Here is a 26,342-nt window from a genome sequence, read left to right as displayed (position 1 = left end):
TCGTTTGGAGCACATTGGCGGGAAAGTAGCCGCAAGTGAGGTACCCGTTACCGCGTGTTCGTTAAGCGTTCTCCCAAGCCTCGTAATAGTCTTCAATGGTTGCAAATCGATCGTCTTTATCAGGACTAACCGCTCTTAGAGCGGTGGAATACTGCTTCTCGGAAGCTTGCCATTTATCGATTGAGCGGTCCATTCCGCCCCCCATCAGCTGAAATGCGGTAGCTCCCATTACGAAAACATTGGATCGTTCATCAATCTCTGCGCCTAGCTGAAATTCTTCCGGTGACATGAACCGACTTGAACCCCACATGCGACCCATTGTATTGAATACAGGTCGTTTGCTATACAATTCAATGTCGCAAATCATAGTCCGCTGCGTACTAAAGTCATACATGATACTGCCGTCGTAGAAATCAATCGCGATATAACCACATTGGATGGTATGGATGTGAAAGAATAAGAGGTTCTTGTAGATGGCGAGCTTCTCATCGAGCGATAAAGCGATGAATTTATGATAAGACTGATATTGTTTGCCCATACATTCGCCCTCGAACCACTCATAGACAGTCAGATATCCACCGGGGATCACCTTATATTCAATCATATCGATGAGCACGGGATGACGTAGATCCTCATAAATACCTACGGTGGATTGAAGTCGAGTTATGGCCTCATCCGGACTAACATGGCTCTCAGTAGTGGCTGCGCCGGCCATCTTCAAGAACAGCTTTCTGTTCCCAGACTGAACGCCAAAGCATAGATACCCGGAATCCTGCTTATCGAAAACTGCAAAGACTTTGCCATATTCGGATAGAAAATCAAAGTCGAAATCTTCTTTCAATCCAAAGGAAACGCCATCGATTATACGTGTTATCATTTCTTCCTCCTTGATTAGGTGCTAGCTGTGCAAGAAGTATTCGTAGTAAGCCCCTTGAAACAATAAAACAATCTCGCCCAAAATACCGATTAACAAAAACAAGAAATAGTAAGTAGCCTTGGATACTTCCTTGTTAAATAGCTCTTTAAACGCTTGAATAAACAAGCGCTCAAATTTAAACCAGCTTAGAATCCAACCGATGATGAGAAAGGTAAGGATCGCCATGTCGCAAATTCCACCTCCACAATCCATTTATTTCAAGTATAACGGATTCTAGCCATCGAAAGTAAGAAAAGGGCTATCCCATATGTCATCCAAGATGACGATGGGCAGCCCTATTAATCTTATTTAACGGCGCCAGCGGTTATGCCGCTCGCGATTCGACGCTGAAAGATAATATACATGAAGAGAACAGGGATGATCGTAATGAGCAAAGCAGCGAATAGGGGACCCCACTCGGTACGATACTGCATCTCCGCTCGCATGACGCCAATCTCGACAGGGAGTGTGTATTGCATGGGATCATTAACAAGAATCGTACCTACGATATACTCGTTCCATATGTTTAAGACATTAATGATAGCGATGGTGATGAGCCCCGGCTGCGATAACGGCAGCATGACCCGGAAGAACGTCCCGAAATAAGAAGTACCATCGACGATAGCGGCTTCTTCCAGTTCCTTCGGAAGCGATTTGAAAAATCCTACGAGCACGAAGATCCCGAAAGCCAGCAAGCTTGAGGCATACACGACGATCAATCCGAGCTTCGTATTAATCAAGTTCATCGAGTTCATTAAGAAGAACAAGGGAATAAGAGCAAGCACGAAAGGGATCATCATGGAAGAGATGTAGAGCAGATACAGCATGTTGCTGCCCTTGAATTTGTATCTTGCCAGCACATAAGCCGTCATAGCGGATAAGATAAGGCCAAGCCCCGTGGAACCCGCCGTGACGACCAGCGAGTTAAAGAAATAGGTGCCGAAATTGTACGTGCTCCATACATAGGAGAAATTGGACCATAGCAGCGGGAATTCCGGCAAGGACCATGGCGCGTTGCGGAAGAACTGTTCGTTATTTTTCAAAGCGTCTAGGAGTGTCCAAAGCAAGGGGTATAAGACGGATATGCCCCATACGGTAAGGATTCCATAGAAGAATAATTTAGCGACCGGATTTTTTAAGCCTACAATCATCTCGAAGTCCTCCTTAACTCATCTCGACGGTTTCGTGACGCATTAACCGCTGAAGTACGATTGTCGTAATTAACGACAAGATCAAGATGATAAATCCTATCGAAGCACCGTAGCCGAAATGATATTGGCGGAATGCCATTTGGTATAAATAAGAGCCCATTACCTGCGTACTGTTATCCGGTCCGCCCTCGGTCATAATCCACACAATAACGAACGAGCCGTTAAGTGTCGTCATCATGATATTGAGCGTCGAAACCTTAATTTGCTCCCAGACGAGCGGAAGGGTAATGTTGCGAAACTGCCCCCATTGTCCCGCACCTTCTATATTGGCAGCTTCATAATAGGAGGCCGGAATGCTCTGGATCGCGGCGATGAGGAGAATCATATAGAATCCGATACCGGCCCAAATCGCCGGAGGCAGCAGCATCCAAATCGTGTGATTCGTAAATCCAAGCCATGTGATCGTGACCTGTTCTTTCGTGAATAACGACAGAAACGCATTCAAGAAACCGATTTGCGGATTATATATGAAGTTCCACAATACGCCGATGACGACGACGGAAATAACATTCGGAATGAAGAAAATCGAACGGAAAAACCCAGACAGCCTAAAGCCAAACCGGGTGAGCGCTACAGCAAAGAAGGTAGCGATCGTCATAATGCCGATAACCTTGCCCACTACCAGAAAATAATCGTTGCCAATCGCTCTCCAAACAATGGGATCATGAAATAATTCCTTGAAATTATCGAGCCCGATAAAGGTTTTATGCTGCGACATACCGGACCAGTCGAAGAAAGAGAAATATAAACCCTGCGCAACCGGATAAATTGTAAATACCCCAAAGAACAAGAGAGTAGGGATAATGAAGGTTGCGATAAATACATTACGCTGCCACTTAGCCGTTCTATGAGTCATAGTGCCTGCCATCCCTCCGAGTAAATTCGCAGAGAATGATCGAGGCGGCTGCCCCGATCACCCTTCGCGTTAAGCCTCTGAAGGCCTATTATTTACTTACCTTTTTAACTGCGTCGGTTACACGTTTGACCCACTCTTCAGGGGTGATTTTGCTGATTGTAAGGGCATCCGTTGCATCCATCATCGCCTTATCAACGTCTGCGTTATAAGTGATTGTCGGGATAACAACCGTGTTTGGATCCGTTAGGTATTTCGCTGCGTCTTTAACGAAGTTCGGCGCGTTGGAGCTGCTGATATCGCCTTTGATGTTGGAAGGCGCACCGCTAAGCTCTGCCCACTGGGAAGCTTGCGCTTTAGAGAAGATGAATTGCAGGAATGCTTTCGCTGCATCTTTGTTCTTCGCGTCCTTAGCGATCGCTACCGTCGCTGTCGACGTATTCGCTACGACTTTGCCGCCGGCATCTTGCGTGACGGAAGGGATGAATCCGAAGTCGAAGCCATCCGGAATGTCTTTGGACATTTCGTTAGGCAGCCAGAGGCCATTCGGGATAAAGGCATCCTTGTTTTGCAAGAAGAGCATTTGCGAATCGGTGTGGTTGATTTGAATCGACGCCGGATCGATGAAACCTTTGTCGCGCAGCGCTACGATTTTGTTCAATGCCGTAAGTACGGCAGGGCTTTCGTAAGCTTCTACTTTGTTAGCTGCCATGTCTTGCAGGATCGTGAAGTCATTGTTGTTAGCCGATACGATCGCCGGATACAGAATCGATCCGTTGATGTAGTACGGATATTTACCTGTGTGAATAAATGGCGTCATACCGGAAGCTTTGATTTTGTCGCTTGTGTCTAGGAAAGATTGGAAATCTGTAGGTTCAGCCCAACCTTTTTCTTTGAACAAGGCTTTATTCCAGAACACGCCCCATGAGTTCAGAACGAGCGGGATGTTGAATACTTTACTGTCGAACTGCTGTGCAGGCTGTGCCAAAATGTCAGTGATCAGATCGCCGTCAATGTTCTTGGCATCTTTCAGCCAGTCGGTCAAATCTTCAAGTTGGCCATCTTCAACCATTTGGCGGTCATTCAAGCCAGCGCCGTCGATGTATACGAAATCAGGCGGGTTGCCTCCGATCCAGCGCGGTTTCATTTGCTCGTTAATTTGCGGGCCGCCGGATTGTTTGATTTTCAGATCCGGGTTAGCGGCTTGGAAATCACTGATAACTTGTTTCCACCATTTGTCGCCGTATCCGCCAACGAAGTATTGAATCTCGAAGTCGCCGGTTAATTTTGCAGTTGTATCCGTGGATGTGTTAGTGGTATTGGTTGCTGTTTCGTTCTCTGTGGTTACGGCCGGGGTATTCTCGGAAGTCGAGCCTGCAGCCTCGTTGTTATTCTTGGAACCGCATCCTGTTAGTGATACGGCAGCCAGAATGCCGGCAAGACCGATTGCAGCGATTTTTTTGTTCATAGTCATTAAAGAAAACCCTCCCAGTTATGATGATTTACGCTTCCTTTGGTCGTTCACAAGTGAACGCCTGCGCTTGTTCTCATCATAAGTTGGGAGGGCTTAAGTCTCTATCGAATATCTTCCACGAATTCTTGATTTTCTTCTTTTCTTAACTTGTGTTTTATCGACCGCTCTTCGTTTCGGCGAATTGCTGCAGCTTGTCCAATGCATCCTTCGGAGTGAGGTGTTCGTAGAGCACGGCATCTCCCATCTTGCGGGCATAGTCCAGGACAGCTTGCCAAGAGGGTTCTTTCACCGGATAAAACATCGCTTTGCTGAGCGCATCGAGATTGCCTTTCATGACATTGTCTTGAATAGACAATTGGTTGCCTACCGTGCTTGTGACAGGAAGCAGGCCTTCGCGCTTGATCATATCGCCATAAGCCGAATCGTCGTATAGAAAATCCAGAAACTTGGACAACGCATCTTTATTCGTATGATCGGTCTTAAACGAGATAAGCACGTCCTGCACGGCAAAAGTGATCGGAGGCTGCCCGTCTTTCACGGGGATCGGGCCTTTGTCCCACTTCAGAGCGGGAAATTCTTTCGGCACGACAGAGGTGAAGTAGTTGCCCGAGATGAGCATGGCAAGTCCGCCCCCGCCTAGAATTCGCTGCTTCTCGTCGCGAGTCGTAACGGTCGGCTCCGGGTCGGTTAACCCTTTGTCGAACATCTCTTTCAGGAACGTCAATCCCGCGACATTCGCAGGGGAGTTGATCGTCCATTTCCCATCCTTGGTCCATGAGCCGCCGGCTCCGTAGAAGAAATAGGATAGATACGCTTGCGTCTCATTGTCGGTCAAGTCAACGCCGAAACCATCTGCTGCACCGGTTGCTTTGATTTGATGCGCCGCTTTCTCGAGTTCAGACCAAGTGGTAGGCGGAGCCTTAATACCGGCCTTCTCGAGCAATTCCTTGTTGTAGTAGAGATTCCGTGTCGAGGCCACATACGGCAAGGCGAATTGCACGCCATTCATCTGATCCATCGCTACTAAATTCGGGTAGAGCCTATCAGTAAGCTCCTTCGAAATAATCGTACCCAAATCATTGAGCATGCCATCCTGGGCGAAATGAGCGTATACATTCGTATTTAGAAGATCGGGCGGTTGGTTTTTGCTGATCATCGTCGTATAGATGGCATCTAGATTGTCCCAGTTCGCGACTTGAAGCTCGACGTCGATCAGAGGGTTCTTGATTTCGAAATCTTTCACGAGCTTCTCTAGGAATGGCTTCGTCTCGGTACTGTATTCCGCGGCAACAAACCGAATAAGCGCTCGTTCCTCCTTGGGAGGAGGGGAGGTTTCTTCGTTTGATGACATGCAGGAAGACAGGATAACGGATAGGAAGATTATTGAATAGGTTGCCTTCCAATGCTGGGCTGGACGGAAGAAGACGGTCATATGCGGCTCACACCCTTCTCCTAGGTTCTATTTGTTCTCTATAAATGGAAACAGAAGCTTCTGATTCTCCGGCAAATACATATTGTTGCGATTGATCACATTCGATTCGATGTACGTAATGGGAGCCGTATTCGTGCCTTCGATTAGACTTAATGCCTTTTTCACGCCGAGATACCCCATATTAAACGGTTTCTGTACGATGACCGCGTTCAGGACGCCTTCCTCCAGCAGCTGGATTTCGTAGAAGGAGCTGTCGAAGCCGATAAGTTTGATCGCACCCGCTTTGTTCTGTTCCTTCAACAATTTGGCTGCGCCAATGGTCGCGGATTCGTTCATCGTAATGAACGTATTAAACGATGGATCTTCGGCCAGCAGCTTCTTCGCAATTTCATAGGCTTTATCTTCGGACTGTTCACCGTAATAAACCCCAATAATGCTGTTCTTAAAGAGCTTAAGGGCATGCCTCACACCCTCCAGCCTCTCCTTAGAAATGGTGTCATCGGCATGATCGCCTATGATCGCAACGACAGGTTTCCTCTTCGTCTCGTTCACGGCCGTTTCACCCGCTAAACGCCCAGCTTCTACATGATTGTTCGATACGACAACGGGGGCTGATTTCATCTCAAGCGGCGTATCGATCACGACTAATCGAATGCCCTCGTCACGGATTTGTTCGAATAAGGCAGGCATGCGATCATCCACATAAGGAGCCACCACGATCGCTTGCGGCTTTTCCTTGATGGCCTCTTCCAGAACATGAATTTGCTCATCAACATCGCCTTCTTGAAGCGGGCCTTGGACGTTAAGCGCGAGACCGTTCTCTTTAGCGGCTGCTTCCGCTCCTGCGCTGACCGCCTGCCAGAAATCCGAACGAACATTTAAGGACTTCAGTACGACCGTAATGCTCTTCTCGTGATGGGTCGTTACACTAATCAGCTTGTAGTAGAAAATAGAATATACGGCTGCAATGAAAAGTACGAGTGCCAGTCCTATCGTAATTCGCTGCCTAAACATAGCATTCTCCCTTTAACCGAGTTTCGGGATCGAAATCGACACGCAGGTGCCGACTTCAATTTCACTGCGAATTTGGATTCCGTAGTCAAAGCCAAAATACAGCTTGATTCGCTCGTTGACGTTTCTTATCCCAATCCCTTGATTGCGGGTTTCCCCCTCTATGGGGATTAGAAGACGCTCGGCTTGTTCCGGCGTCATTCCGAAGCCGTTATCCTCGACCTCGAACACGATTTTATCATCCGTCTGCCATCCGCGAATGGTAATGATTCCGTCATTAATGCCGTATTTACTGCGAATGCCGTGATAAATCGCATTCTCGATTAATGGCTGAAGCAAGATCTTCAAGGTTTTGTAGCCTAGGATGGAGTCATCCATGTGGATGACATATTCGAGCTCTTCGTAGCGCATCTTCTGGATGAGCAGATAGTTCGTAATATGTTCGATCTCCACGCGAATCGGCACAAGCTCCTGATCCTTCGTGATGCTCGCTCGGAACAGCTTTGCTAATGCCGAGGTCATCAGAACGACCTCTTCATGCTGTTTCTGCTCCGCCATCCATACAATGGAATCCAGCGTATTGTATAAGAAATGGGGATTAATCTGCGATTGCAGCAGCAGCAGCTCGCTCTTCCTCTTGCTCTCTTGATTAAGGATCGTCTCTTCCATGAGAGACTTGGTTCGACTGACCATCATGTTAAACGATCGTCCGAGCTGCCCGATCTCGTTCATTTGGCCGATTTCCGTTTGAATATCGAAATTCCCTTTCTCTACTTGTTTCATATCGGATTGCAAGACTTTGATCGGCTTCGATAAACGGTGTGAGAGCCAAACCGATATGAGCAGGGAGATAGCTAGTCCGCATAAGGAGTAGAGGAGGATCGAGTTTCTTAAATCGTCCTTGCTCGCAATGAGATCGTCCGTGTATGCGACGCCGGCGATTTTCCATCCGAAATTCGTATCCTGCACGGAATAAATCCGTTTGCCTTCTCCGTCGTTCACGACGAACGAGCTGCCGCTTGATGCCTTGATGACATCGGCGATTCTCTCAGACCGCAGTTTACTATCAATCAGCTGCTGCTGCGGGTGATAGACGATGTTCCCGTTATTGTCCACGATGAAGAGGTAACCCTTCTTGCCTAAGTCGATATTTTTGCAAATATCGTTAATGATGCTCAAATTAAGATCGACCAGGAAGACGCCTTCCGCCGTAATGCCATCCGTGCTTTTCAGCTCCCGGCTCAAGGAAACGACCCAGCGGTATTCGTTCTGAATAATGTTCTGCACATGCGGAGAGGAGATGACGGATTTGCCGCCCTCGCTCTTGGCCATCTGGAACCAGCTCTGATCCACCAGCTTCATATTCGGATTCAAGTTCGTAATTCGTCTATCGGATACGAATCGGCCATTGTAGCCAAAAACCATGATCGAAGCGATGTCTTGGCGGGTGTACAAGATGGCTTGGAAGAGGTCGGATATACGCTTCTCGTAGATCCGGCGATCCTCAGCGCTAATGTACGTATTGTCGGATATGTAATATTTCACGTCCTTGTTCGTCAAGGCGAGCAGGGAAATGTTCTCCATGTTATCCACGTAGGACTGAATATTCATGTTCACTTGTTTAATGATTTCTTCAATATATCCCTTGGAGTTTCGTTCAACGGCATTGACTGACAACTGGTAGCTGACTAAGCTCGTCAGCACGATAGCTGCGAGAATGAGCAGAGAGAAAGCCAAGGAGATATTCGATTGAATGCTCTTTAACGGGAACAGGGGTATTCTTCGTGCGCGTTCACTTGGCATCGTTAGTTTCCGCTCTCCTTAAGCTGCTTCTCTCTGAAGTCCTTCGGGGTGATACCCGTATGTTTCTTGAATAAAATGCTGAAATAATTCGGGTCCTTATAACCGACCTGTTCGGCAATTTCATAGAACTTCATCGTCGTAGTATGAAGAAGCTCCTTCGCCCGGGCAATGCGTACCCCGGTCAAAAATTCAATGTACGTTTCGCCTGTATGCTGCTTGAAGACAAGACTGAAATAGCTTGTACTCATCAAGACGTGGCGGCAAATGTCTTGCAGCGACATTTTATCGTTGGCGTAGTTCGTCTCGATATACTCCACTGCCTGGTGAATCTGCATGTTCGTCAAGTGGCTGCGGTTATCGGCGATCGTAGACATCACTGTACGTACGACATCCTTTAACCAGATTTCAACCTCATCTAATGTCTTCAGTCCATAGACGTCCATGAGTCTCATCTGCCGGTCGAAGGATGCTTCCGGATCATGAGCGACGAGCTCCTGAATTGAGTTCATCAAGGACAGAACAACCTTCTGCATTTGCAGAAAACAGGCTTCGATCGGAGCGAGCGATGACTTTAACTCGGCTACACCGTTCTCAATAAGTTGAAAAGCTTCCAAGGCAGCGCCCCTCTTGACGGCTGAGGCCAGCTTGCGGTCCCAATCGAGATGAGGCGGCAATGGAATGGAAGGTTTGCCTTCCATATCCAGAATGCTAAGCACCCGGTTCTTACCGAGCAAGAAGCGATAATCCAGAACAGAAAGGGCGCTCTTGTAGGATTCCGGCAGTTGTTCGAGATGTGCGCAGGCACGTCCGATGCCGATGGTTACGGTGAATTTCAAATACTTCTCAATATGGTGCCTGACTTGCTCCGCTAGGGAATAGACCTGCTCGTAGAGCAGGCTTTCGTCCTCTTGACCGGATACGATGGCAACCATTCGTTCCTCCCTCGTACGGAAGAGCATGACGCCTTCGCGTTCGAGCGTTTCTTTGAATATATCAAAAGCGGCAAATCGCAGAAACTCTACATCATGCTCATACGAGTGAAGCTCTCGGTCGCCAAAATCATCAATATCGACGATCAGAACAACATGAAGGGGAGGTGGCGCAGGAATACCGAAATAGGAGAAACGTTCGGCGATTTCCGCATGATTGAGCCCTACGGCAACCAGGCGTTCGAGGAAACGCTCTCGTAACAGCGGAAGGCTCTGGTTCAACTGACTTTGCAGTCGTCCGAGATCTTCGCGATGTTTCGTCTCCTCGTCCATCTCCTTCTTGACGCGATCGAGCAAGGAGCGAATTTCATTGGCCGTAATCGGCTTCAGAATGAAATCGGAAACCTTCAGTCTGATCGCTTGCTGGGCATATTCGAATTCATCGAAGCCCGTTAATATAATCATTTTAATATAAGGAAATTGAGTAGATATTAATCCAGCCAACTCAAGGCCATCCATGAAAGGCATGCTGATGTCCGAGATGACCAAGTCCGGTTTATGCAGTTCGACGGCTTCCCAAGCTTCGCGGCCGTTGGCATAGTCACCTATCAATTCGAAGCCATGCTCATTCCAGTTAATCGTATTCTTCAATCCGACCCGGACAACTGCTTCATCATCTACGATAATTACTTTGTACATCGGCGTTCCCCCAGCCCACTGCGGTAAGTATAAGCGCTATAATCATTTCAATTATGCCTTATTCATAGACCGCACACAAAGACTTATTATTTGAAGATAGGTTATGAAGCTTCTGAGGTAGTCTCATAAATGTATAATAAACTTGACATTATGAATGGTTTTTATTACATTATGTATATAATAACTTACATGATGTGGTGAAGATCATACACAGGAGGCAAATCCATGACTTATCAAGAGAAGAAGAGCATCGTATCTTTGATCAGCACCATCGTCATTTTCGGATCCTATTGCTTGTACATGTTTTGGCGGTACCCCGAAGGAGGATTGGAAGCTGAGGATACCTTTCATTATTGGGGCTCCTTCGTCCTCATCTTGATGGTAGTTTCAATTGTCGCGCATATCCTGGTTAGCATAATTTTTAACATCGTCTTTAGAATCACGACCAGAGAAAAGGAGCCGACATTCGCCGATGAGCTCGACAAGCTTATTGATTTGAAAGCAAACCGGATTTCATTCTTTGTTTTTATCCTCGGTTTTCTTCTTGCCATGGGATCATTGGTCCTGGACCAGCCGTCACAGGTAATGTTTGTGATCCTGATCGCCGGCGGATTCGTCTCCGATGTGACCGGCTCCGTTACGAAACTTTATCATTATCGGAGAGGAGTTTAAGGGATGGGTAAACATCTTGTCGGCAATCACATCCGCAAATTGCGATTCAAGCACGATGAAATGACACAGCAGCAGTTGGCTGACAAGGTGGGCGTAACAAGGCAAACTATAGTGGCTCTGGAGAAGGGTAATTACTCTCCGTCTTTGGAACTTGCTTTTCGCATCGCACACGCCTTCAACTTGCCTTTGGAAGAGGTGTTTTTTTACGGGGAATAGCAAAGGAGATGGGAAACATGATTTCACCCAAAATAGCTGCCAAGATTGTGGGAGTACTGTTTATCCTTGCAGCGGTTACGTCGATAATCGCTGCTTTTATTTTGTATAAACCGATTCTAAATAATCCTGATTACCTGGTTCAAGGTTCTAAGCACGCTAACCAGGTGATATTGGGAACGCTGATGGAGTTAATACTTGTTGTTTCCGCGATTGGTACTGCAACTACAATGTTTCCGATTATAAGAAAATATAATGAGACGATCGCTCTGTGGCATGTTTGCTTTCGGTTTCTTGAAGCGATTATGATCACGATTGGTGTCATCAGCGTATTGTCCCTGGTGACGTTAAGCCGGGAATTTGTTACAGCAGGAGCGACGGATACGGCTGCATTTCAAGTTTCAGGCACTCTATTAGCAGCCATACATGACTGGACCTTTCTGCTTGGGCCACTTTTCATGCTGGGTATTAACACAATGATGTACAGTTATATTTTTTATAAGTCGAGGCTCGTACCGAGATTTATACCTCTCTTAGGCATGACAGGGGCAATTCTAGTTTTTACTTGTGCCTTGCTGGTCATGTTCGGTGTCATTGAACAAGTTTCGTTCTGGGGTGGTATTCTGGCGCTGCCGATAGCAGCTAATGAAATGATCCTCGCGGTGTGGCTCCTCGTTAAAGGTTTCAATGACGATGCACTTGCTTCCCTGTCTGCAAACAACAAGAGAGTGACAACGATTCCTGCACAGATGTAACTGAAAAGGTCAAACAGAGACATAGCAAATGGTTGTTGCGAAGTTACTCCTCGAACTGCACAATAACCATTTGCCAACCTCTTCCTCTACCTACAAGCCGGATACGGCAAAATATCGTTGATCTGATTAAACGGATAATGGAATGTAGCGAACTGAGTAGCGTACAAATATTGCATGACATACACTTCTCCGCCTTGAATGCCGCAGATGACACCGGATACGCCTTGACCGTTTCGCAGGGAGATTCCGACTGGACGCCCAGTAAGATACATTGCTTTCTGCTGGATCGACATGTTAATCTGTGCCTGACCGGGAGTTTGCATCTGGCCCGGGCTTTGCATGAACATAAGGAATCACTCCTTCATATATTGGCAAGCTTGAGCATGCGGAAACGTTTATCGCATTTAGTTTATGCCCGGCCATGGCAGATGCCCTCCGCCGCTGCCCAGCACACGGTTAATGCAAATATTGGTTTGCGAATAGTTGATTCAAACGCGCGGATTCACGGTTAAAACACTCTAGTACCCGCAACCAGAGGAGGAGCGAATGTAATGGAAATTGGATTCTTTCTGCTGCCGAAAGAAAAAGTGTCTTACCTGACGACATCAGCCACCATGAAAGATGCCATTGAGAAGCTGGAAGCCTGCCATTATTCAGCAATTCCAATTATTGATGAGGAAGGCAAATATATCGGCACTCTATCTGAAGGGGACATCCTGTGGAAGCTAAAGGCAACGGCGGGATTAACCTTTGACAATATGCACGAAATTCCGGTGATCAGCATCAAGAAAAGAATTTATAACGAGTGCGTCGCCATTGGAGCACTCATGGATGATATGCTAACCCTCGCAGCTGATCAGAATTTTGTACCGGTAGTAGATGATGATCGCATCTTCCTCGGCATCATAAGGCGTAAAGATATTATTGAGTATTACACGCGCAATATTACGGACTAAGAATGAAAAGAACCTATCCGAGCTAATCGGGTAGGTTCTTTTTTGCATTCATCCTCGAGACGGATTACAGGCGCAGCGGAGTCATGTTACATTGTTTCCTAGGAAACAAATATAGGGGAGCTGTGAAGTCATGGGGTTGGTAGAAAGTCTGGTTAAGAAAATGTCGCGTAAGGCGGTCGTTGTGAGTAAACAACAAATTGCCGATCATACGTTTCGCATTTCAATGGAGCTGCAGGATTCAGAAAACATGCCCTATACACCGGGGGAATTTCTGCGAATATTCGTAGGGGAAGGTCAACCGCTCAAATTATCGGAGATGATCAGGACCTATTCCGTCTGGAATTATGATGCTCACAACCGGTTGGTAGACATCGCTGTATGTACGTTCTCATCAGGTGCAGGTGCACGTTGGGCCAAGCGGGTAAAGGTCGGCGATCCGGTTCATTTTGCAGGGCCAAAGGGGGAATTTGTGTCGGATGATTCCGGGAATTATTACATCCTGATTGGCGATATATCGGCACTGGCCCATCTATATGAGCTTAACCGACATATCCCTGCATCTAAGAAAGTGTTCAGTATCGTGTACGCCGAGAATGAACAATCGTTCTTCCCAGACCTGGATGGCGTATCGAAACTTTCCTTCCATACCTTGCCTCCAAATCCTGTACAAGCGTTGATCGAACAAATCGAACACATCACGCGGCAGCAGCGAGGAAGAGGAATGGTGTATGTAGGCGGTGATGGCCGAGTATGCGCAGAGCTTCACAATTATTTCAAGAAAACGTTACAATGGGATCGTGGGCAAATTAAAGTAAAGCCATTTTGGATGCCCGGCAAAACCGGACTCGAATAATCGCTGTGGCGTGACATCATTGGAGGCCGTCCATTTCTATGAACGATCAGGTGAAGAAGCTATTATTTAGCAAGGTGCAGCAGTTGTTTCATCAGTATGAAGCGTTTGAGAAGAAGGAGAAAAGGCTGGTTCTGCCTTTTGCCAAGCAATGGGGGATTTCCAACGTTACACGTGATCTGACATTGTCAGAAGTTCATCTGGTTGAGCAAATTGGTCTTCATGAATCCATGAATGTTACCGGGCTTGCGGATAAGATGGGCATGACTAAAGGGGCTATTACCAAGATCAGCGTCAAATTGCAGACCAGAGGCTGGATCGAGAAAGTTACTGCTAGTGGGAATCTGAAAGAAGTGTTTTATCAATTGACGGCTGAAGGAAAGAAAGTATTTCTCGCGCATAATCACTATCATGAGATCGTCGAACGGCAATTTAACCAATTTGTTCAGAAATATTCCGAACAGGAATTGCAATTTCTCGGCGTCTTGCTCGCTGACTTATCGCTGGAAATGGATAAAGCCGTGGTACAAATGGATAAAATGATAACGAAATAGCAGACTGCTCTGACCAGGCATTGTAAGAAAAAAGAACCTATCCGACTGCTCGGATAGGTTCTTTCGCGTTCTCGCGGACATTGAGATACAGGAAGGCTGAGGCAATCAGCACGCCGCCTGCCACGCACCAGGTGATGGAAATCGAGGCGTATTGCGCGATGAAACCGTGGATGAAGGAGCCGATCATGCCGCCCAATTGCAGAAATAGCGAATTGAGCGACTGCATCGTGGAACGGTTGTTTTCGTTTAGCTGCTGATTAAACAAAGCGGTATCCGGTGAGCTTGCGATGCCATTGCTCATGAACAAAATAAAGTAGAAGACAGTGAAGCCTGCTACGCCATGCTGCGCTGCAAGGATGAGGAACAGGATGCCGAGCGCTGAGCGTGATCCGAATAGCAGTACCGTTACAGGTACTCGCAGCAGCTTGGACAGCGGCGTGAAGAGCAGGCTGCCTGCGGATGCAGATAGGAAATAGCCGGCAGTCAGCAGCCCGAACTGCCAATTGGCGGAGTCAGGGCCGAGCATATTCTTCACTTGAGGCTGCCAGTAGGTTTCGAGGCCGGAGAATGCGAAACCCCAAGCGAATGATGTTAATAATAGAAGAAGTACGGCAATCTGCTTGAATCCGTATTGCACAGAATCAGAGAGCAGCTGAGGCAGCTGGCGGAAACCACTCATCATATTCGCAGATCTGCTCTCATGAACCTTCTCCACCACTAGCTTGGAAGTGAGGAGGAACTGAAGCAAGATCATGACGGCCATGGCAATGAAATTAATCGAGTAGATGCCTGCGCCGAAATCCGAAGTAAGGGGACCGAGCAGATCAGGCAGCCAGCCCCCGGCAAGAGCGCTGATTCCCATTGCCAGCGGGATGAAGATGCCTGCTTTCGCGAGTTTGCTGCTTAAATCGCCTTCGGGCTCAAGCCGGTTGTGTTCATCGACGAACCAGGCATCGATGGAGCCTGAGGAGAGTGCTCTTGCTGCACCGAACAACACGTAGCCAAGCATGAGCGTAATGAGGTTCCATGAAACCATGACGAGGACCACTGCACCTAACATGAAGAGCAAGGAGATGAGGTACACACGTTTGCGGCCCAGTGCATCCGATAATCCGCCGGTTGGCAATTCGAGCAGCAGCACTGCCGCCGAAGACACTGCGAAGATGAGTCCGATCTCCTGCAGATTTAGTCCCTTATCTAACATGAACAAGCTGGAGACCGGCAGAATCAAGCCGATAATAAACCAATGCAGCGATTGATTCAAAATGTAAACGAACAATAAGGATTTTGCAGATCTCATGCGGGTAGAACCTCCTGAGGATGATAGGTTAAAGTGTAACGGTAAATGAATAAACGAACAAGATAATGTTACATGGACAACGTCACATAAACGCGTTAAACTAATAAAGAAAAAGTGGTATTTTCTTCTAATTTGTCGAAACGAAGGCGAAGATATCGGCTAATCATGGTTTCTCTCCCTGTCATTTGCGACTGAACGAGTATGAAAATAGGATCTCCTTACAGATCCTGGTGGAAAATCGCTTTTCGAGTTAAATATTATGGAAGAATTTAATGGTTTTGGGAATGCTATACGTGAATAGAATGAGATGTGACTTAAGTGTGAGAAAACATCACACAACAAGGTAGAAACAAAGGATTTAATCCGCAAAACTAGTTTACAAAAAGCCCAAATCACCGTATATTTGATACAGGTCAAACAAATGCTAAAATAGGTTTTTTACAAATGTTCAGACTGGGGTTAGCAGTAAACTAAATAATGGAAATGAGGAGTAGAATACCATGAAGAAAAGTTTAGTAACAATCGTGATTTGTATGCTGGCATTTGCAATGGTCGTAGGTTGCGGAAGCAAGAACAACAACACCAACAATGCAGGTGAGAATGCAGGTACAAACGAAGGCACCAAAGCTTCCTTTAAAGCGGGTATGGTTACGGACTCCGGTACGATTGATGACAAATCGTTTAACCAAGGCACTTGGGAAGGCTTGCAGCGCGCAACGAAAGATCTTGGCGTAGAAACGAAATACCTTAAACCTGCTGGTACAACAGAAGCTGACTACCTGAAGGAAATCGGCAACCTATATGACGCCGGCTTCAAAGTTATCGTTGCACCGGGTTTTAAATTCGAAACAGCGATCTTTGCGGCACAAGATAAATATAAAGACGCAAAATTCGTTCTGATTGACGGCGCTCCTCATACAGCTGAAGACTTCACACCAGTTGTGAAAGAAAACACTGTATCGATCTTCTTCGCAGAGCATGAGTCCGGCTTCATCGCTGGCGTAGCAACTGCGGTTCAATTGAAAGAAGGCGAAGCAGGCTTCATCGGCGGCATGGAAATTCCGGCTGTTCAGAAGTTCAACTGGGGCTTCCAGCAAGGCGTGAAATACGCAAATGACAACCTGGGTACTAAAATTTCGCTTAAAGCGGAAAACGTAGTTTACCAAGGCAGCTTCGACAACGTAGCGGCAGGCGGCCAATTGGCAGCTCAAATGTACGATCGCGGCGTTAAAGTAATCTTCACTGCAGCAGGCGGCGTAGGCGTTGGTGCAATCAACGAAGCTAAGACTCGCGCTAAAGCAGGTAAAGAAGTATGGATCGTTGGCGTAGACGGCGACCAATTCAAAGACGGCGTGTACGATGGCGACAAATCCATCATCATCACTTCCGCTATGAAGAAAGTGGACTCCGCATCCTTTGACATGATGAAAGCTGAGCAAGAGGGTACATTCCCAGGCGGCAAAACGTTGACGTTCGACATCAAGAACGATGGCGTAGGCTTGCCTGCAGAGAACCCGAACCTTAGCGAAGATACATTGACGAAAGTCGCTGACGTTACAGCTAAGCTGAAAAGCGGCGATATCAAAGTTGCAGCTGAAAAAGGCGACCTTATTAAGTAAGAGCCTTTCGCAATACACTTTAATTACGAGAAGAGACGGGACGCTCCGTCTCTTTTTACCATTAATAGAAATAATCAGCTTTACCCTTACGATCAATTAGGTAAAGGAGCCTATCGTATGGAATTTGTAGTGGAAATGTTAAACATTCGCAAGGAGTTTCCGGGAGTCGTAGCTAACGACGATATTACGCTCCAGCTGCGCAAGGGCGAGATTCACGCTTTGCTCGGAGAGAACGGGGCAGGGAAGTCGACGCTTATGAGCATCCTGTTCGGGATGTATCAGCCGGACCGCGGCAGCATCAAGATCAATGGCGAACAGGTCAAGATCGCAAATCCGAATGTAGCAAACAAGCTTGGCATCGGCATGGTTCATCAGCATTTTAAGCTGGTCAGCAATTTTACCGTTACCGAAAATATCATTCTTGGCAATGAACTTAAAAAAGGTCTCGTGCTAAATATCAATGGAGCAGCCCGCCGTATTGAGGAGCTCTCGAAGCGTTATGGCTTAAATGTAGATCCTCATGCGAAGATTGAGGATATTTCTGTTGGCATGCAGCAGCGTGTGGAAATATTGAAGATGCTGTACCGGGATGCGGAAGTGCTTATTCTTGATGAGCCGTCAGCTGTACTGACGCCGCAGGAAATTGAAGAATTGGGCAAAATCATGCTGAGCTTGATCGCTGAGGGCAAGTCGATCATTCTGATCACGCATAAGCTGAAGGAAATTAAAGCGGTAGCTAATCGGTGTACGGTCATCCGCCGCGGCAAAACAATCGGTACGGTTGACGTCGCGACGACAAGCGAGCTCAAGATGGCTGAAATGATGGTTGGACGCAATGTTTCGTTTAAAGTTGAAAAAGAAGGTAGTCGGCCAGGCGAAGTGATCCTGAAGCTGGATGGGCTCACCGTGAATAATAATAAAAACGTACCCGGGCTCAAAAACTTCTCGCTGGATGTTCGGGCAGGCGAAATCGTCGGTATTGCCGGCGTAGAGGGCAACGGACAAACGGAGCTAGTGGAAGCGATTACAGGTCTGCGCAAAGTCGAAAGCGGACGTATCGAGCTGGACGGTCACGACATTACACGCGAATCGATCCGAGGCCGGATACATAAGGGCATCGCGCATATCCCGGAAGACCGTCAGAAACGGGGGCTGGTGCTGGACTACACGCTTGAAGAGAATATGATTTTGCAGATTTACAACCGCAAACCGTTCTCCAAGCGGGGCATCCTGAACAAGGCTGCGATTCGCAAATATGCAAGCGGCATTCTGGAGAGCTTCGATGTGCGTTCAGGCAGAGGTCCGCTTTCCATGTCGCGTTCGTTATCCGGAGGCAACCAACAAAAGGCGATCATCGGGCGTGAGATTGAACTCGATCCGGGTCTGTTGATTGCGGTTCAGCCTACACGCGGCCTTGATGTGGGTTCAATCGAATATATTCACAAGCGACTGATCGAGCATCGGAACAGAGGTAAGGCCGTGCTGCTCATCTCGCTGGAGCTTGACGAGGTGCTTAACGTGTCAGACCGCATCGCGGTACTCAATAACGGAGAATTGATCGGCGTCGTCAATGCGTCCGAAACAAATGAGAACGATATCGGCCTTATGATGGCCGGAGTCGGAAATGGGGGAGACCAATGAGGAATGTCATTATATCCCTATGTGCTGTACTGTTCGGCTTAATCGGGGGTGCAATATTGATGGCCGCAACAGGTCATCAGCCTATCGAGGGCTACAGATACCTCTTTGAGGGCGGCCTCAAAAATACGTCGCGCTTCGGCGATACGCTGGCAACCGGGACGCCGCTCATCTTCACAGGATTATCGGTCGCTTTCGCGTTCCGTACGGGCTTATTTAATATCGGTGCAGCGGGGCAAATGTTGTTCGGCGGCTTCTGCGCATCGGTGGTCGGCCTCAACATCGATACGTCTAGACCGCTGCTGCTGCTGCTTATGATGATTGCAGCTATAGCGGGAGGCGCGGTTTGGGCCTTCATTCCCGGTCTGCTCAAAGCGCGATTCAATGTGCATGAGGTCGTATCGACCATCATGATGAACTGGGTTGCTTATTGGACGATCTACTACGCGGTACCTGCTTATTTGAAGGCAGAGCAAATCGAAACGGAATCTAGAACGTTAGCCGCTAAAGCTACGCTCCGAGCGCCGTTCCTCACGGATATGTTCGACGGCTCTTATGTGAATCTCGGTCTGTTTCTGGCCGTAATTGTCGTGATTATTATCGCGTTCATCATTAACAAAACAACGCTCGGCTACGAGCTCAAAGCGGTTGGCTACAACCGGCATTCCGCTGAATATGCGGGTATCGGCGTGAATCGCAGCATCATCACCTCCATGCTGATTTCCGGCGCACTCGCAGGTCTCGGCGGTTTGGCGCAATATGCAGGTAACGGTAATAACATTCAGATCGGCGTATTGCCGACACAGGGCTATGATGGAATCGCGGTCGCCCTGCTTGGTGCCAACTCTCCGATCGGCGTATTGTTATCCGCGCTATTCTTCGGCCTGCTGTACTCCGGCCGCGGCTTCATGAATGCGATGACGGAAATCCCGCCGGAAATTGCGGATTCAATTATCGCGATCATTATCTACTTCGCTGCAACGAGCGTACTGATGGACAAGTTGATTACGCGGTTTATGTCCAAGCGTAAAGAGGCAGCTGCAAACGCAGCGGTTAGCGGAAAGGAGAAGGTGTAGCGTATGTGGATCACGATTCAACAAATATTCCCGTATGCGATCATGTTTACGATTCCGCTGCTCATTACCGCGCTTGGCGGATTGTTCAGCGAACGAAGCGGCGTCGTGAATATCGGCTTGGAAGGGCTCATGGTGATCGGCTCCTTCGCAGCGGCCTTCACGATGTATAAGCTGCAGACGGCTTGGCCAGGTCATGAGATTGCATCCATCTGGGTCGGACTTCTGGTGGCGATCGTTGCAGGGACGCTCTTCTCGCTGCTGCATGCTTTCGCGAGTATACATCTAAGCGCGAATCAGGTTATCAGCGGTACGGCGATTAACATGATTGCCGGAGCGCTTACGGTGTTCCTCTCCCGTAACATCACAGGCAGCGGAAATATCCGTCTTGCCGGAGGTTTCCCGCCTTTCAATGTAGGGTGGCTATCCGATATTCCGGTCCTTGGACCGCTGTTATTCACGAAGACCTATTGGACAACATGGATTATCCTGCTTGTTGTCATTCTCAGCTCGTTAATTCTGAAGAAAACGGCGTTTGGCTTGCGACTGCGCTCTTGCGGCGAATATCCGCAGGCAGCAGAGGCAGCCGGCGTCAATGTAAGAAAGATGCGCTATATCGGCGTTCTAATCTCCGGTGCTTTCGCAGGTTTAGGTGGCGCAATCCATCTGGTTACGATCGCCGGTGAATTTACGGGGACGGTTTCCGGTCTCGGTTTCTTGGCACTCGCGGCCTTGATCTTCGGACAATGGCGTCCGCTTGGCATTCTGGCTGCAACGCTGTTCTTCGGCTTTGCGAGCACAGTGGCTAACGTATCGCAGGTTATTCCGGCATTTGCTTCATTTCCGCCGATCATTCTTAAGGTGTTCCCATATGTCGTGACATTGATCGCGCTGGTTCTGTTCTCCAAAACATCACAAGCACCTAAGGCTGCTGGGGAGGTATTCGATTCGGGCAAACGTTGATGAATAGAGTGTGAGCTATTGACAGGGGAGTGTTGAGAGCCAGTGCATGAAGAGCGTTCAGATGATAAAAGGGGAAAAATGCTGGATGCAGTCCGGATGTACTATCAACTGGACTACAGCCAGCAGGAAATTGCCAAGCAGCTCGGCGTATCCAGACCGACTGTAAGTCGCTTCATTCAACAAGCTAAAGAAGAAGGCTATGTGATTATCAGCATCGTCGATCCGCTGGAGAACAACGACCTTCTCGCATGTCAAATCGAGCGAAAGTTCGGGCTCAAGAAAGTTATCATCGTTAATGTGCCGCATTATGAGGATGCCGTGGTCAAGAAGTATTTAGGCCCGGCAGCGGCAAAGTACGTGGACAAAATCATCAAGGATGGCGATATCGTAGGCATCACTTGGGGAACGACCCTCTATGATGTTGCGCTTAACCTGCAGGATAAGCATGTCAAAGACGTAAAGGTTGTGCAGCTTAACGGAGGCGTCAGTCATTCCGAGACGAACACCTATGCGTATGAGATTGTGAATTTGTTCGGTAAAGCGCTCCATACGAACCCGTACTTCATCCCTCTGCCTGCGATCGTCGATCACCCTGTCGTGAAGAAGACGATTGAAACGGATCGCCACATACAGAATATATTGGAGCTGGGCAAGAAGGCCAACATCGCGATCGTGACGGTGGGTGCGCCAACGGAAGATTCCGTTTTGATTAAAGCGAATTATTTTAACGAGAACGAACTTCGGATGATCTTCGAGAAAGGAGCGGGCGATATTTGCTCGCGTTACTTCAACCTCGACGGTGTGATCTGCTCTCAAGAGCTGAATCAGCGCACGATTGGGATTGATCTCGAGGATCTGAAGAAGAAAGAAAAGTCCATTCTGGTAGCAGGTGGAATCCGCAAGGTCGACGGCATCTACGGCGCGCTGCGCGGGAGATATACGAATGTGCTCATAACGGATCAATTCACCGCCAAGTACCTGCTGGAACGGACTAACTAAAATAGACAGAGAGTAGGAAATAGGATGGGTAACGAATTACAAGGAGCAGCATTAGCAGCCTATTTTGACCATACGTTGTTGAAGCCGGAAGCGACATCATCGCAAATTGCCAAGCTTTGTGAAGAGGCGAAGCAGTATAAGTTCGCAACCGTTTGCGTGAATCCATATTGGGTATCGGAAGCAGCGAAACAGCTTGCAGGTTCAGGGGTCGGCATCACGACAGTAGTTGGCTTCCCACTGGGTGCATCAAGCTCGCTCGTCAAAATAGCAGAAACGAAAGACGCCATCGAGAACGGTGCAACGGAAATCGACATGGTGCTTAACGTAGGCGCACTGAAATCCGGACGCCTCGAAGAAGTGGAACGCGATGTGCGTGGCGTAGTCGAAGCTTGCGAAGGACGCGCTGCAAGCAAAGTCATTCTCGAAGTGGGTTTGCTCACGGATGAAGAGAAGGTCACGGCTTCTGAGATTTGCAAACGTGCCGGAGCGGGGTTCGTGAAAACCTCAACTGGTTTCGGTCCAGGCGGAGCGACTGTCCAGGATATCGCACTCATGCGTAAAACAGTAGGACCGGAGATGGGCGTTAAAGCTTCAGGCGGCGTGCGTGATCTGGCAGCCGTTCGCAGTCTCATTGAAGCAGGTGCGACACGGATTGGCGCGAGTGCGAGCGTGACGATCGTCAGCGGCGGAACGAACGAAGGCTACTAATTCCATGTGGAAGTACAAAGCGAGAGAGGTGCATATTATGCACCTCTCTCGGTTATTTTCTAGCTATTCAAATATCGTTCTCGAATCACATTCAGATGGTGCAGCTCATGGCCGACGATGACGTACGCAAGTGCTCTGGCGGATATTTCGGTATTGCTTGCAATGCCCTTTCGCAGGAAGGACGACGGCGTTAGGCTGCGAAGCAGTGAAGCGGTCGCGGCGCGAACGGCTGCATAATCTGCGAGAAGATCGGCGATCGTGCTGTTGTCAAACGATGCGCCTTGCACAAATTCATGCTCATCAAAGCCCGGAAGCGGCGTGCGGTCCCCGCGTGCGATCCGAAGCAGCCGGTAACTCATGATGCGCTCCGTATCTGCGATGTGGCCGAGTACTTCTTTAACGCTCCACTTGCCAGGCGCGTATCGATACGCCGCTTGGTCCTCGGTTAGCGAGGAGAACAGTGTTGTCGTTTGGCTGAGGTTGCTCTCAAGGTGCTGCAGCAAATCTCCGTCCGGAGTCACTGCGATATACGTGCCGAAGTGTGATCCGTATTCATCTGCTGAAGGTCTGGTTAACAAGAGCATCATCCCCTTAGGTTGAATTGAGCCTGCGATAAGGTGTAAGCTACTAGAACAAGAGTAACCCCCGAACCAAGTAAATACAAGGAGTGTATGTAAAAATGTCAGGAAGATCGAAAGACGAGCTGCAAAGCGGCGGCATTACCCAGCTGGGCAATCAAGGAACGTCCTATCTGTTCAACTACAGCCCAGAGGTGCTGGAATCGTTCGATAACAAACATATCGGACGCGATTATTTCGTGAAATTCAATTGTCCGGAGTTTACAAGTCTGTGCCCGATTACGGGACAACCCGATTTTGCCACCATCTATATCTCGTATATTCCCGATGTGAAAATGGTGGAGAGCAAGTCGCTCAAGCTGTACTTGTTCAGCTTCCGCAACCATGGCGATTTCCATGAGGATTGCATGAACATCATCATGAATGATCTCATCGCGCTCATGGAGCCGCGTTACATCGAGGTGTGGGGCAAGTTCACGCCGCGCGGCGGCATCTCGATCGATCCTTACTGCAACTGGGGTCGTCCCGGTACTAAATTTGAAGAAATGGCACAATACCGTCTGATGAATCACGATCTGTATCCGGAGAAAGTCGATAACAGATAAAAAGTCAGGAAGTGGCTGCAAATGAATTTTTCTTGGGAACGGAACTTAGTTGTCCTGTGGATCGGGGTTTTCTTCTGCAGCATGGCCTACTCCATCTCGATTCCTTTTCTGCCGATCTTCTTAAATACCGAGCTTGGTGTAGAGCATCATCTAGAGGTATGGTCCGGCGTTGCCTTTGGCATTACCTTTCTGGCGAGCGCGCTGATATCGCCGTTCTGGGGCTCACTCGCCGATAAATATGGGCGTAAGCCGATGTTGATTCGGTCAGGTTTCAGTCTCGCCGCACTTTATCTATTGAACTATTTTGTCCATGATCCGTATTGGTTTCTCGTTATCCGCATCTTTCAAGGACTGCTTGCCGGCTTCGTACCTGCGTCCATTGCTCTTGTTGCAACGAATACGCCGGAAGAGAAGACAGGCTATGCGCTTGGCATTATGTCGACAGCCGGAGCGACGGGGAGCATTCTCGGACCGCTCGCCGGCGGTTTGGTCAGCCATTATATCGGCAACCGCGAGGCTTTCCTGTTCTCCAGTGCTATCGTGCTTATTTCCGCCCTTGTGGCAACCTTCTTCGCGAAGGAGAAGAATTTCAACCGCAAGGCAGCCAGGTCGCATGTGCTGGACGATTTAAAGCATGCGCTTGCTAACCGGCCGTTTACGATGATGCTTACGCTTGTTGCGATCAGTACGTTCTCAGTAATGATTTTGGAACCGTTAATTACACTGTACGTGTTGAAAATGGGGATTTCGAGCGATAGAGCTTCACTCAGCTCCGGCATTATTTTCTCTGCAGTCGGCATCGCGACCGTCATTATGGCGCCAAGGTGGGGCAAATGGGGGCGAAAGATTGGGTATGAGAAGGTGCTGCTGATCGGGCTTATCGGCGGTGGCATCGGCAATCTGCTGCAAATTTTCGTTACCGGTTATATTGGGTTTGGCGTACTGCGGTTCGGTTACGGTCTGTTCTTCGCTGCCGTTAATCCTTCGATTAACGCGATGATCGTACAGAATACGGAATCGGATTTCCGCGGCCGAGCGTTCAGCCTGAACCAATCCGCTTCGCAGCTGGCAACGATGGCCGGACCGATTATCGGAGGCTTGCTTGGCGGGATGATGCCGATTCATTACATCTTCATCATTAACGGCTGTTTGCTGCTGGTATCCGCCATGTTGTTTAAGTTGAAAGTCAAACCGAAACCTGCTGCCGTGACCAGCCACCAAACCTGATTCACCGAATAGCTGGAAGTGAAAACCGCTTTGCGAGGCGAAAGTCCTCGTGAGCGGTTTTTTCGTCATAAAATGACAAAATTTTGGCACTTTCGCATTCTCTATCGAATGCTCACGTGGTATAGTAGCAGTAGTATAAATGGTATAGAATGCCTATTGCGATGATAGATTCAACTCTTCATATATGCCAGGGGAAGGATTTGTTCGTTCATGACTAAGAAACAGAGAAAGCAGCGGCTGAAGTCCGTGAAGAATGCAGCTAAGATGTTCGGTACAGCAGCAGCGCTAGCCGTTCCGGTTGCCCTTGCGGTTCCCGGATTGGCAAGTGCACAGACGGATGTTATTCCGGTTCCGGTCGATTACCCGGTCGTCATCAAGAGCATCAACAGCGCGCTCGTCAACGAGTATGCTTCTAAGTTGACGGCGGGAAGCAACTTCCAACTGGATCTGCGTACGATTTTTGAAGAGGCCGATACACTGAACTATGTGGTCGTTATCCAGAATAGCAGCGTAGCTGATGTGAAGGTAACAGGCACCAGCAGCTTGAACATCAACCTCAAGAAAACCGGCACAACGATGGTTGATCTTATCGTAAGCAAGTCGGACCAGACGAAGGTCATTCATGAACGCTTCCTATTGAAGGTAGGCTCAAACGCAGCGCTCGATCCCGATCAAGACGGGGCGGGGATTGCGGATATCATCAAGTATTACAATAGCCATGCCGGTGATTTCCATTCTACCGAGGATTTCCGCACACTGCTGCAAGCTGCAGTTTCAAGTACAGTATCGACGCCTAATCATGCGCCGTTTGTCTCCCCGGAAACAACATCGATCGAAATGACAGCAGGGACATTCACCGAAATTCAGTTAAACGATTTGTTCAGTGACGAGGATGGCGATGAACTTTCCTTCGAGCTTGTTAACCCACCTACTAGCGGTTCCTTTGTAAATGCACACCTTGATAGCGAGACAAGCACGCTGGCTCTATATGCAACGAATCCAAGCTCGCAGTCTCTCATCGTCACCGTGGATGGCAGCGATGGTGAAGAGAGTGCAACGAAGCTGTTTAGTGTGGCGGTTAATGCTGCGCCGGTGGAGAATCATGCGCCGGTGGCGAATGAACTCAGTGTGGTGGAGCTAAATGAAGATACTACGACATCCATTCAGCTCGGCGGGACAGATGCAGACGACGGTGAGTTGACGGCTATTATTGTAGAAGGCAAGGGTCCGGCGCATGGTGAATTAATCGCAAGTTCGTCGGAGCAGAACAAGTTCACGTACATGCCGGATGAGAACTACAATGG

At 48.3% G+C, this 26,342-nt stretch carries 27 protein-coding genes; 15 read left to right on the top strand and 12 right to left on the bottom strand.

Translation table 11 applies throughout. From position 1 onward, the window contains the following. Window positions 1-61 precede the first annotated feature (61 nt). From AC506A_RS29865 to AC506A_RS29825, 9 genes are all read right to left on the bottom strand, one after another. Window positions 62-877 (bottom strand): serine/threonine protein kinase, encoded by an 816-nt coding sequence (locus tag AC506A_RS29865; protein ID WP_495464651.1) that lies wholly within the window; start codon window positions 875-877, stop codon window positions 62-64. 21 nt (window positions 878-898) lie between these two features. Further along, window positions 899-1,102, bottom strand: a complete 204-nt coding sequence (locus AC506A_RS29860; RefSeq protein ID WP_495464650.1) for a hypothetical protein — start codon at window positions 1,100-1,102, stop codon at window positions 899-901. A gap of 119 nt (window positions 1,103-1,221) precedes the next feature. Further along, entirely contained in the window at window positions 1,222-2,067 is an 846-nt protein-coding gene (locus AC506A_RS29855; protein ID WP_495464649.1) for a carbohydrate ABC transporter permease, read from the bottom strand. Between the two features lie 13 nt (window positions 2,068-2,080). Further along, window positions 2,081-2,983, bottom strand: a complete 903-nt coding sequence (locus tag AC506A_RS29850; protein ID WP_495464648.1) for a carbohydrate ABC transporter permease — start codon at window positions 2,981-2,983, stop codon at window positions 2,081-2,083. An 88-nt stretch (window positions 2,984-3,071) separates the two neighbouring features. Then, window positions 3,072-4,454 carry an ABC transporter substrate-binding protein gene (locus tag AC506A_RS29845; RefSeq protein WP_495464647.1) on the bottom strand — a complete coding sequence of 461 codons (1,383 nt, stop codon included), beginning with the start codon at window positions 4,452-4,454 and terminating at the stop codon, window positions 3,072-3,074. Window positions 4,455-4,608: 154 nt separating this feature from the next. Beyond that, window positions 4,609-5,886: an extracellular solute-binding protein gene (locus AC506A_RS29840; protein WP_495464646.1), complete on the bottom strand. Its 1,278-nt coding sequence runs from the start codon at window positions 5,884-5,886 to the stop codon at window positions 4,609-4,611. Window positions 5,887-5,913: 27 nt separating this feature from the next. Then, on the bottom strand, window positions 5,914-6,900 hold the full coding sequence (locus tag AC506A_RS29835) for a substrate-binding domain-containing protein (protein ID WP_495464645.1): 987 nt from the start codon (window positions 6,898-6,900) through the stop codon (window positions 5,914-5,916). 12 nt (window positions 6,901-6,912) lie between these two features. After that, window positions 6,913-8,700: a cache domain-containing sensor histidine kinase gene (locus AC506A_RS29830; RefSeq protein ID WP_495464644.1), complete on the bottom strand. Its 1,788-nt coding sequence runs from the start codon at window positions 8,698-8,700 to the stop codon at window positions 6,913-6,915. A gap of 2 nt (window positions 8,701-8,702) precedes the next feature. Next, complete coding sequence (locus tag AC506A_RS29825; RefSeq protein WP_495464643.1) at window positions 8,703-10,328, bottom strand: response regulator transcription factor; 1,626 nt, start codon at window positions 10,326-10,328, stop codon at window positions 8,703-8,705. Window positions 10,329-10,553: 225 nt separating this feature from the next. Between AC506A_RS29825 and AC506A_RS29820 the strand changes: the two genes are divergently transcribed. Genes AC506A_RS29820 through AC506A_RS29810 form a run of 3 tightly spaced genes read left to right on the top strand, consistent with a single transcriptional unit; the run spans window position 10,554 to window position 11,968 of the window. Further along, window positions 10,554-11,000, top strand: a complete 447-nt coding sequence (locus AC506A_RS29820) for a hypothetical protein (RefSeq protein WP_495464642.1) — start codon at window positions 10,554-10,556, stop codon at window positions 10,998-11,000. 3 nt (window positions 11,001-11,003) lie between these two features. Next, entirely contained in the window at window positions 11,004-11,216 is a 213-nt protein-coding gene (locus tag AC506A_RS29815) for a helix-turn-helix transcriptional regulator (protein ID WP_495464641.1), read from the top strand. 17 nt (window positions 11,217-11,233) lie between these two features. Further along, a complete protein-coding gene (locus AC506A_RS29810; RefSeq protein ID WP_495464640.1) occupies window positions 11,234-11,968 on the top strand; it encodes a DUF4386 domain-containing protein in 735 nt (244 codons plus the stop codon). Between the two features lie 86 nt (window positions 11,969-12,054). Here AC506A_RS29810 and AC506A_RS29805 read toward each other — a convergent pair whose 3' ends face one another. After that, the gene (locus AC506A_RS29805) at window positions 12,055-12,261 is read right to left on the bottom strand and encodes a hypothetical protein (RefSeq protein WP_495464681.1); all 207 of its coding nucleotides are present in this window, start codon (window positions 12,259-12,261) and stop codon (window positions 12,055-12,057) included. Between the two features lie 258 nt (window positions 12,262-12,519). On the opposite strand from AC506A_RS29805, the gene AC506A_RS29800 reads away from it, so the two are divergent. The 3 genes from AC506A_RS29800 (at window position 12,520) to AC506A_RS29790 (ending at window position 14,328) form a co-directional block, all read left to right on the top strand. Then, the gene (locus AC506A_RS29800) at window positions 12,520-12,924 is read left to right on the top strand and encodes a CBS domain-containing protein (protein WP_495464639.1); all 405 of its coding nucleotides are present in this window, start codon (window positions 12,520-12,522) and stop codon (window positions 12,922-12,924) included. Between the two features lie 130 nt (window positions 12,925-13,054). Further along, complete coding sequence (locus AC506A_RS29795; RefSeq protein ID WP_495464638.1) at window positions 13,055-13,777, top strand: siderophore-interacting protein; 723 nt, start codon at window positions 13,055-13,057, stop codon at window positions 13,775-13,777. 38 nt (window positions 13,778-13,815) lie between these two features. After that, complete coding sequence (locus tag AC506A_RS29790; protein ID WP_495464637.1) at window positions 13,816-14,328, top strand: MarR family transcriptional regulator; 513 nt, start codon at window positions 13,816-13,818, stop codon at window positions 14,326-14,328. A 37-nt stretch (window positions 14,329-14,365) separates the two neighbouring features. Here the strand turns inward: AC506A_RS29790 and AC506A_RS29785 are convergent, their stop codons facing one another. Continuing rightward, window positions 14,366-15,628: an MFS transporter gene (locus AC506A_RS29785; protein ID WP_495464636.1), complete on the bottom strand. Its 1,263-nt coding sequence runs from the start codon at window positions 15,626-15,628 to the stop codon at window positions 14,366-14,368. Between the two features lie 500 nt (window positions 15,629-16,128). Between AC506A_RS29785 and AC506A_RS29780 the strand changes: the two genes are divergently transcribed. The 6 genes from AC506A_RS29780 to deoC all read left to right on the top strand — a co-directional run bounded on the left by AC506A_RS29780 (window position 16,129) and on the right by deoC (window position 22,628). Continuing rightward, window positions 16,129-17,247 (top strand): BMP family lipoprotein, encoded by a 1,119-nt coding sequence (locus AC506A_RS29780; RefSeq protein ID WP_495464635.1) that lies wholly within the window; start codon window positions 16,129-16,131, stop codon window positions 17,245-17,247. A 117-nt stretch (window positions 17,248-17,364) separates the two neighbouring features. Further along, on the top strand, window positions 17,365-18,888 hold the full coding sequence (locus tag AC506A_RS29775) for an ABC transporter ATP-binding protein (protein ID WP_495464634.1): 1,524 nt from the start codon (window positions 17,365-17,367) through the stop codon (window positions 18,886-18,888). Then, entirely contained in the window at window positions 18,885-19,961 is a 1,077-nt protein-coding gene (locus tag AC506A_RS29770) for an ABC transporter permease (protein WP_495464633.1), read from the top strand. The genes AC506A_RS29775 and AC506A_RS29770 overlap by 4 nt, the downstream gene beginning before the upstream one ends. A 3-nt stretch (window positions 19,962-19,964) precedes the next feature. Next, window positions 19,965-20,921 carry an ABC transporter permease gene (locus AC506A_RS29765; protein WP_495464632.1) on the top strand — a complete coding sequence of 319 codons (957 nt, stop codon included), beginning with the start codon at window positions 19,965-19,967 and terminating at the stop codon, window positions 20,919-20,921. Window positions 20,922-20,963: 42 nt separating this feature from the next. Next, window positions 20,964-21,920: a DNA-binding transcriptional repressor DeoR gene (deoR, locus tag AC506A_RS29760; protein ID WP_495464631.1), complete on the top strand. Its 957-nt coding sequence runs from the start codon at window positions 20,964-20,966 to the stop codon at window positions 21,918-21,920. A 24-nt stretch (window positions 21,921-21,944) separates the two neighbouring features. Further along, a complete protein-coding gene (gene deoC, locus AC506A_RS29755) occupies window positions 21,945-22,628 on the top strand; it encodes a deoxyribose-phosphate aldolase (protein ID WP_495464630.1) in 684 nt (227 codons plus the stop codon). A 59-nt stretch (window positions 22,629-22,687) separates the two neighbouring features. Here the strand turns inward: deoC and AC506A_RS29750 are convergent, their stop codons facing one another. Next, the gene (locus AC506A_RS29750) at window positions 22,688-23,206 is read right to left on the bottom strand and encodes a DinB family protein (protein WP_495464629.1); all 519 of its coding nucleotides are present in this window, start codon (window positions 23,204-23,206) and stop codon (window positions 22,688-22,690) included. 101 nt (window positions 23,207-23,307) lie between these two features. Here AC506A_RS29750 and queF point away from each other — a divergent pair, with 101 nt between their 5' ends. The 3 genes from queF to AC506A_RS29735 form a co-directional block, all read left to right on the top strand. Beyond that, window positions 23,308-23,811, top strand: a complete 504-nt coding sequence (gene queF / locus AC506A_RS29745; protein WP_495464628.1) for a preQ(1) synthase — start codon at window positions 23,308-23,310, stop codon at window positions 23,809-23,811. A 21-nt stretch (window positions 23,812-23,832) separates the two neighbouring features. Beyond that, entirely contained in the window at window positions 23,833-25,038 is a 1,206-nt protein-coding gene (locus AC506A_RS29740) for an MFS transporter (protein ID WP_495464627.1), read from the top strand. Window positions 25,039-25,248: 210 nt separating this feature from the next. Continuing rightward, on the top strand, window positions 25,249-26,342 hold a 1,094-nt coding region (locus AC506A_RS29735), incomplete at its 3' end, for an Ig-like domain-containing protein (RefSeq protein ID WP_495464626.1).

The sequence above is a fragment of the Paenibacillus sp. N22P23 genome (assembly GCF_059383735.1).
Note: the sequence above shows the minus strand (reverse complement) of the source record. Positions and strands in the feature narration are given on the sequence as shown.

Excerpts from the sequence above, each read along its gene's own strand:
- AC506A_RS29865 (WP_495464651.1), bottom strand. The coding sequence starts at position 877 with ATGATAACACGTATAATCGATGGCGTTTCCTTTGGATTGAAAGAAGAT.
- AC506A_RS29860 (WP_495464650.1), bottom strand. The coding sequence starts at position 1,102 with ATGGCGATCCTTACCTTTCTCATCATCGGTTGGATTCTAAGCTGGTTT.
- AC506A_RS29855 (WP_495464649.1), bottom strand. The coding sequence starts at position 2,067 with ATGATTGTAGGCTTAAAAAATCCGGTCGCTAAATTATTCTTCTATGGA.
- AC506A_RS29850 (WP_495464648.1), bottom strand. The coding sequence starts at position 2,983 with ATGACTCATAGAACGGCTAAGTGGCAGCGTAATGTATTTATCGCAACC.
- AC506A_RS29845 (WP_495464647.1), bottom strand. The coding sequence starts at position 4,454 with ATGACTATGAACAAAAAAATCGCTGCAATCGGTCTTGCCGGCATTCTG.
- AC506A_RS29840 (WP_495464646.1), bottom strand. The coding sequence starts at position 5,886 with ATGACCGTCTTCTTCCGTCCAGCCCAGCATTGGAAGGCAACCTATTCA.
- AC506A_RS29835 (WP_495464645.1), bottom strand. The coding sequence starts at position 6,900 with ATGTTTAGGCAGCGAATTACGATAGGACTGGCACTCGTACTTTTCATT.
- AC506A_RS29830 (WP_495464644.1), bottom strand. The coding sequence starts at position 8,700 with ATGCCAAGTGAACGCGCACGAAGAATACCCCTGTTCCCGTTAAAGAGC.
- AC506A_RS29825 (WP_495464643.1), bottom strand. The coding sequence starts at position 10,328 with ATGTACAAAGTAATTATCGTAGATGATGAAGCAGTTGTCCGGGTCGGA.
- AC506A_RS29820 (WP_495464642.1), top strand. The coding sequence starts at position 10,554 with ATGACTTATCAAGAGAAGAAGAGCATCGTATCTTTGATCAGCACCATC.
- AC506A_RS29815 (WP_495464641.1), top strand. The coding sequence starts at position 11,004 with ATGGGTAAACATCTTGTCGGCAATCACATCCGCAAATTGCGATTCAAG.
- AC506A_RS29810 (WP_495464640.1), top strand. The coding sequence starts at position 11,234 with ATGATTTCACCCAAAATAGCTGCCAAGATTGTGGGAGTACTGTTTATC.
- AC506A_RS29805 (WP_495464681.1), bottom strand. The coding sequence starts at position 12,261 with ATGTCGATCCAGCAGAAAGCAATGTATCTTACTGGGCGTCCAGTCGGA.
- AC506A_RS29800 (WP_495464639.1), top strand. The coding sequence starts at position 12,520 with ATGGAAATTGGATTCTTTCTGCTGCCGAAAGAAAAAGTGTCTTACCTG.
- AC506A_RS29795 (WP_495464638.1), top strand. The coding sequence starts at position 13,055 with ATGGGGTTGGTAGAAAGTCTGGTTAAGAAAATGTCGCGTAAGGCGGTC.
- AC506A_RS29790 (WP_495464637.1), top strand. The coding sequence starts at position 13,816 with ATGAACGATCAGGTGAAGAAGCTATTATTTAGCAAGGTGCAGCAGTTG.
- AC506A_RS29785 (WP_495464636.1), bottom strand. The coding sequence starts at position 15,628 with ATGAGATCTGCAAAATCCTTATTGTTCGTTTACATTTTGAATCAATCG.
- AC506A_RS29780 (WP_495464635.1), top strand. The coding sequence starts at position 16,129 with ATGAAGAAAAGTTTAGTAACAATCGTGATTTGTATGCTGGCATTTGCA.
- AC506A_RS29775 (WP_495464634.1), top strand. The coding sequence starts at position 17,365 with ATGGAATTTGTAGTGGAAATGTTAAACATTCGCAAGGAGTTTCCGGGA.
- AC506A_RS29770 (WP_495464633.1), top strand. The coding sequence starts at position 18,885 with ATGAGGAATGTCATTATATCCCTATGTGCTGTACTGTTCGGCTTAATC.
- AC506A_RS29765 (WP_495464632.1), top strand. The coding sequence starts at position 19,965 with ATGTGGATCACGATTCAACAAATATTCCCGTATGCGATCATGTTTACG.
- deoC (WP_495464630.1), top strand. The coding sequence starts at position 21,945 with ATGGGTAACGAATTACAAGGAGCAGCATTAGCAGCCTATTTTGACCAT.
- queF (WP_495464628.1), top strand. The coding sequence starts at position 23,308 with ATGTCAGGAAGATCGAAAGACGAGCTGCAAAGCGGCGGCATTACCCAG.
- AC506A_RS29740 (WP_495464627.1), top strand. The coding sequence starts at position 23,833 with ATGAATTTTTCTTGGGAACGGAACTTAGTTGTCCTGTGGATCGGGGTT.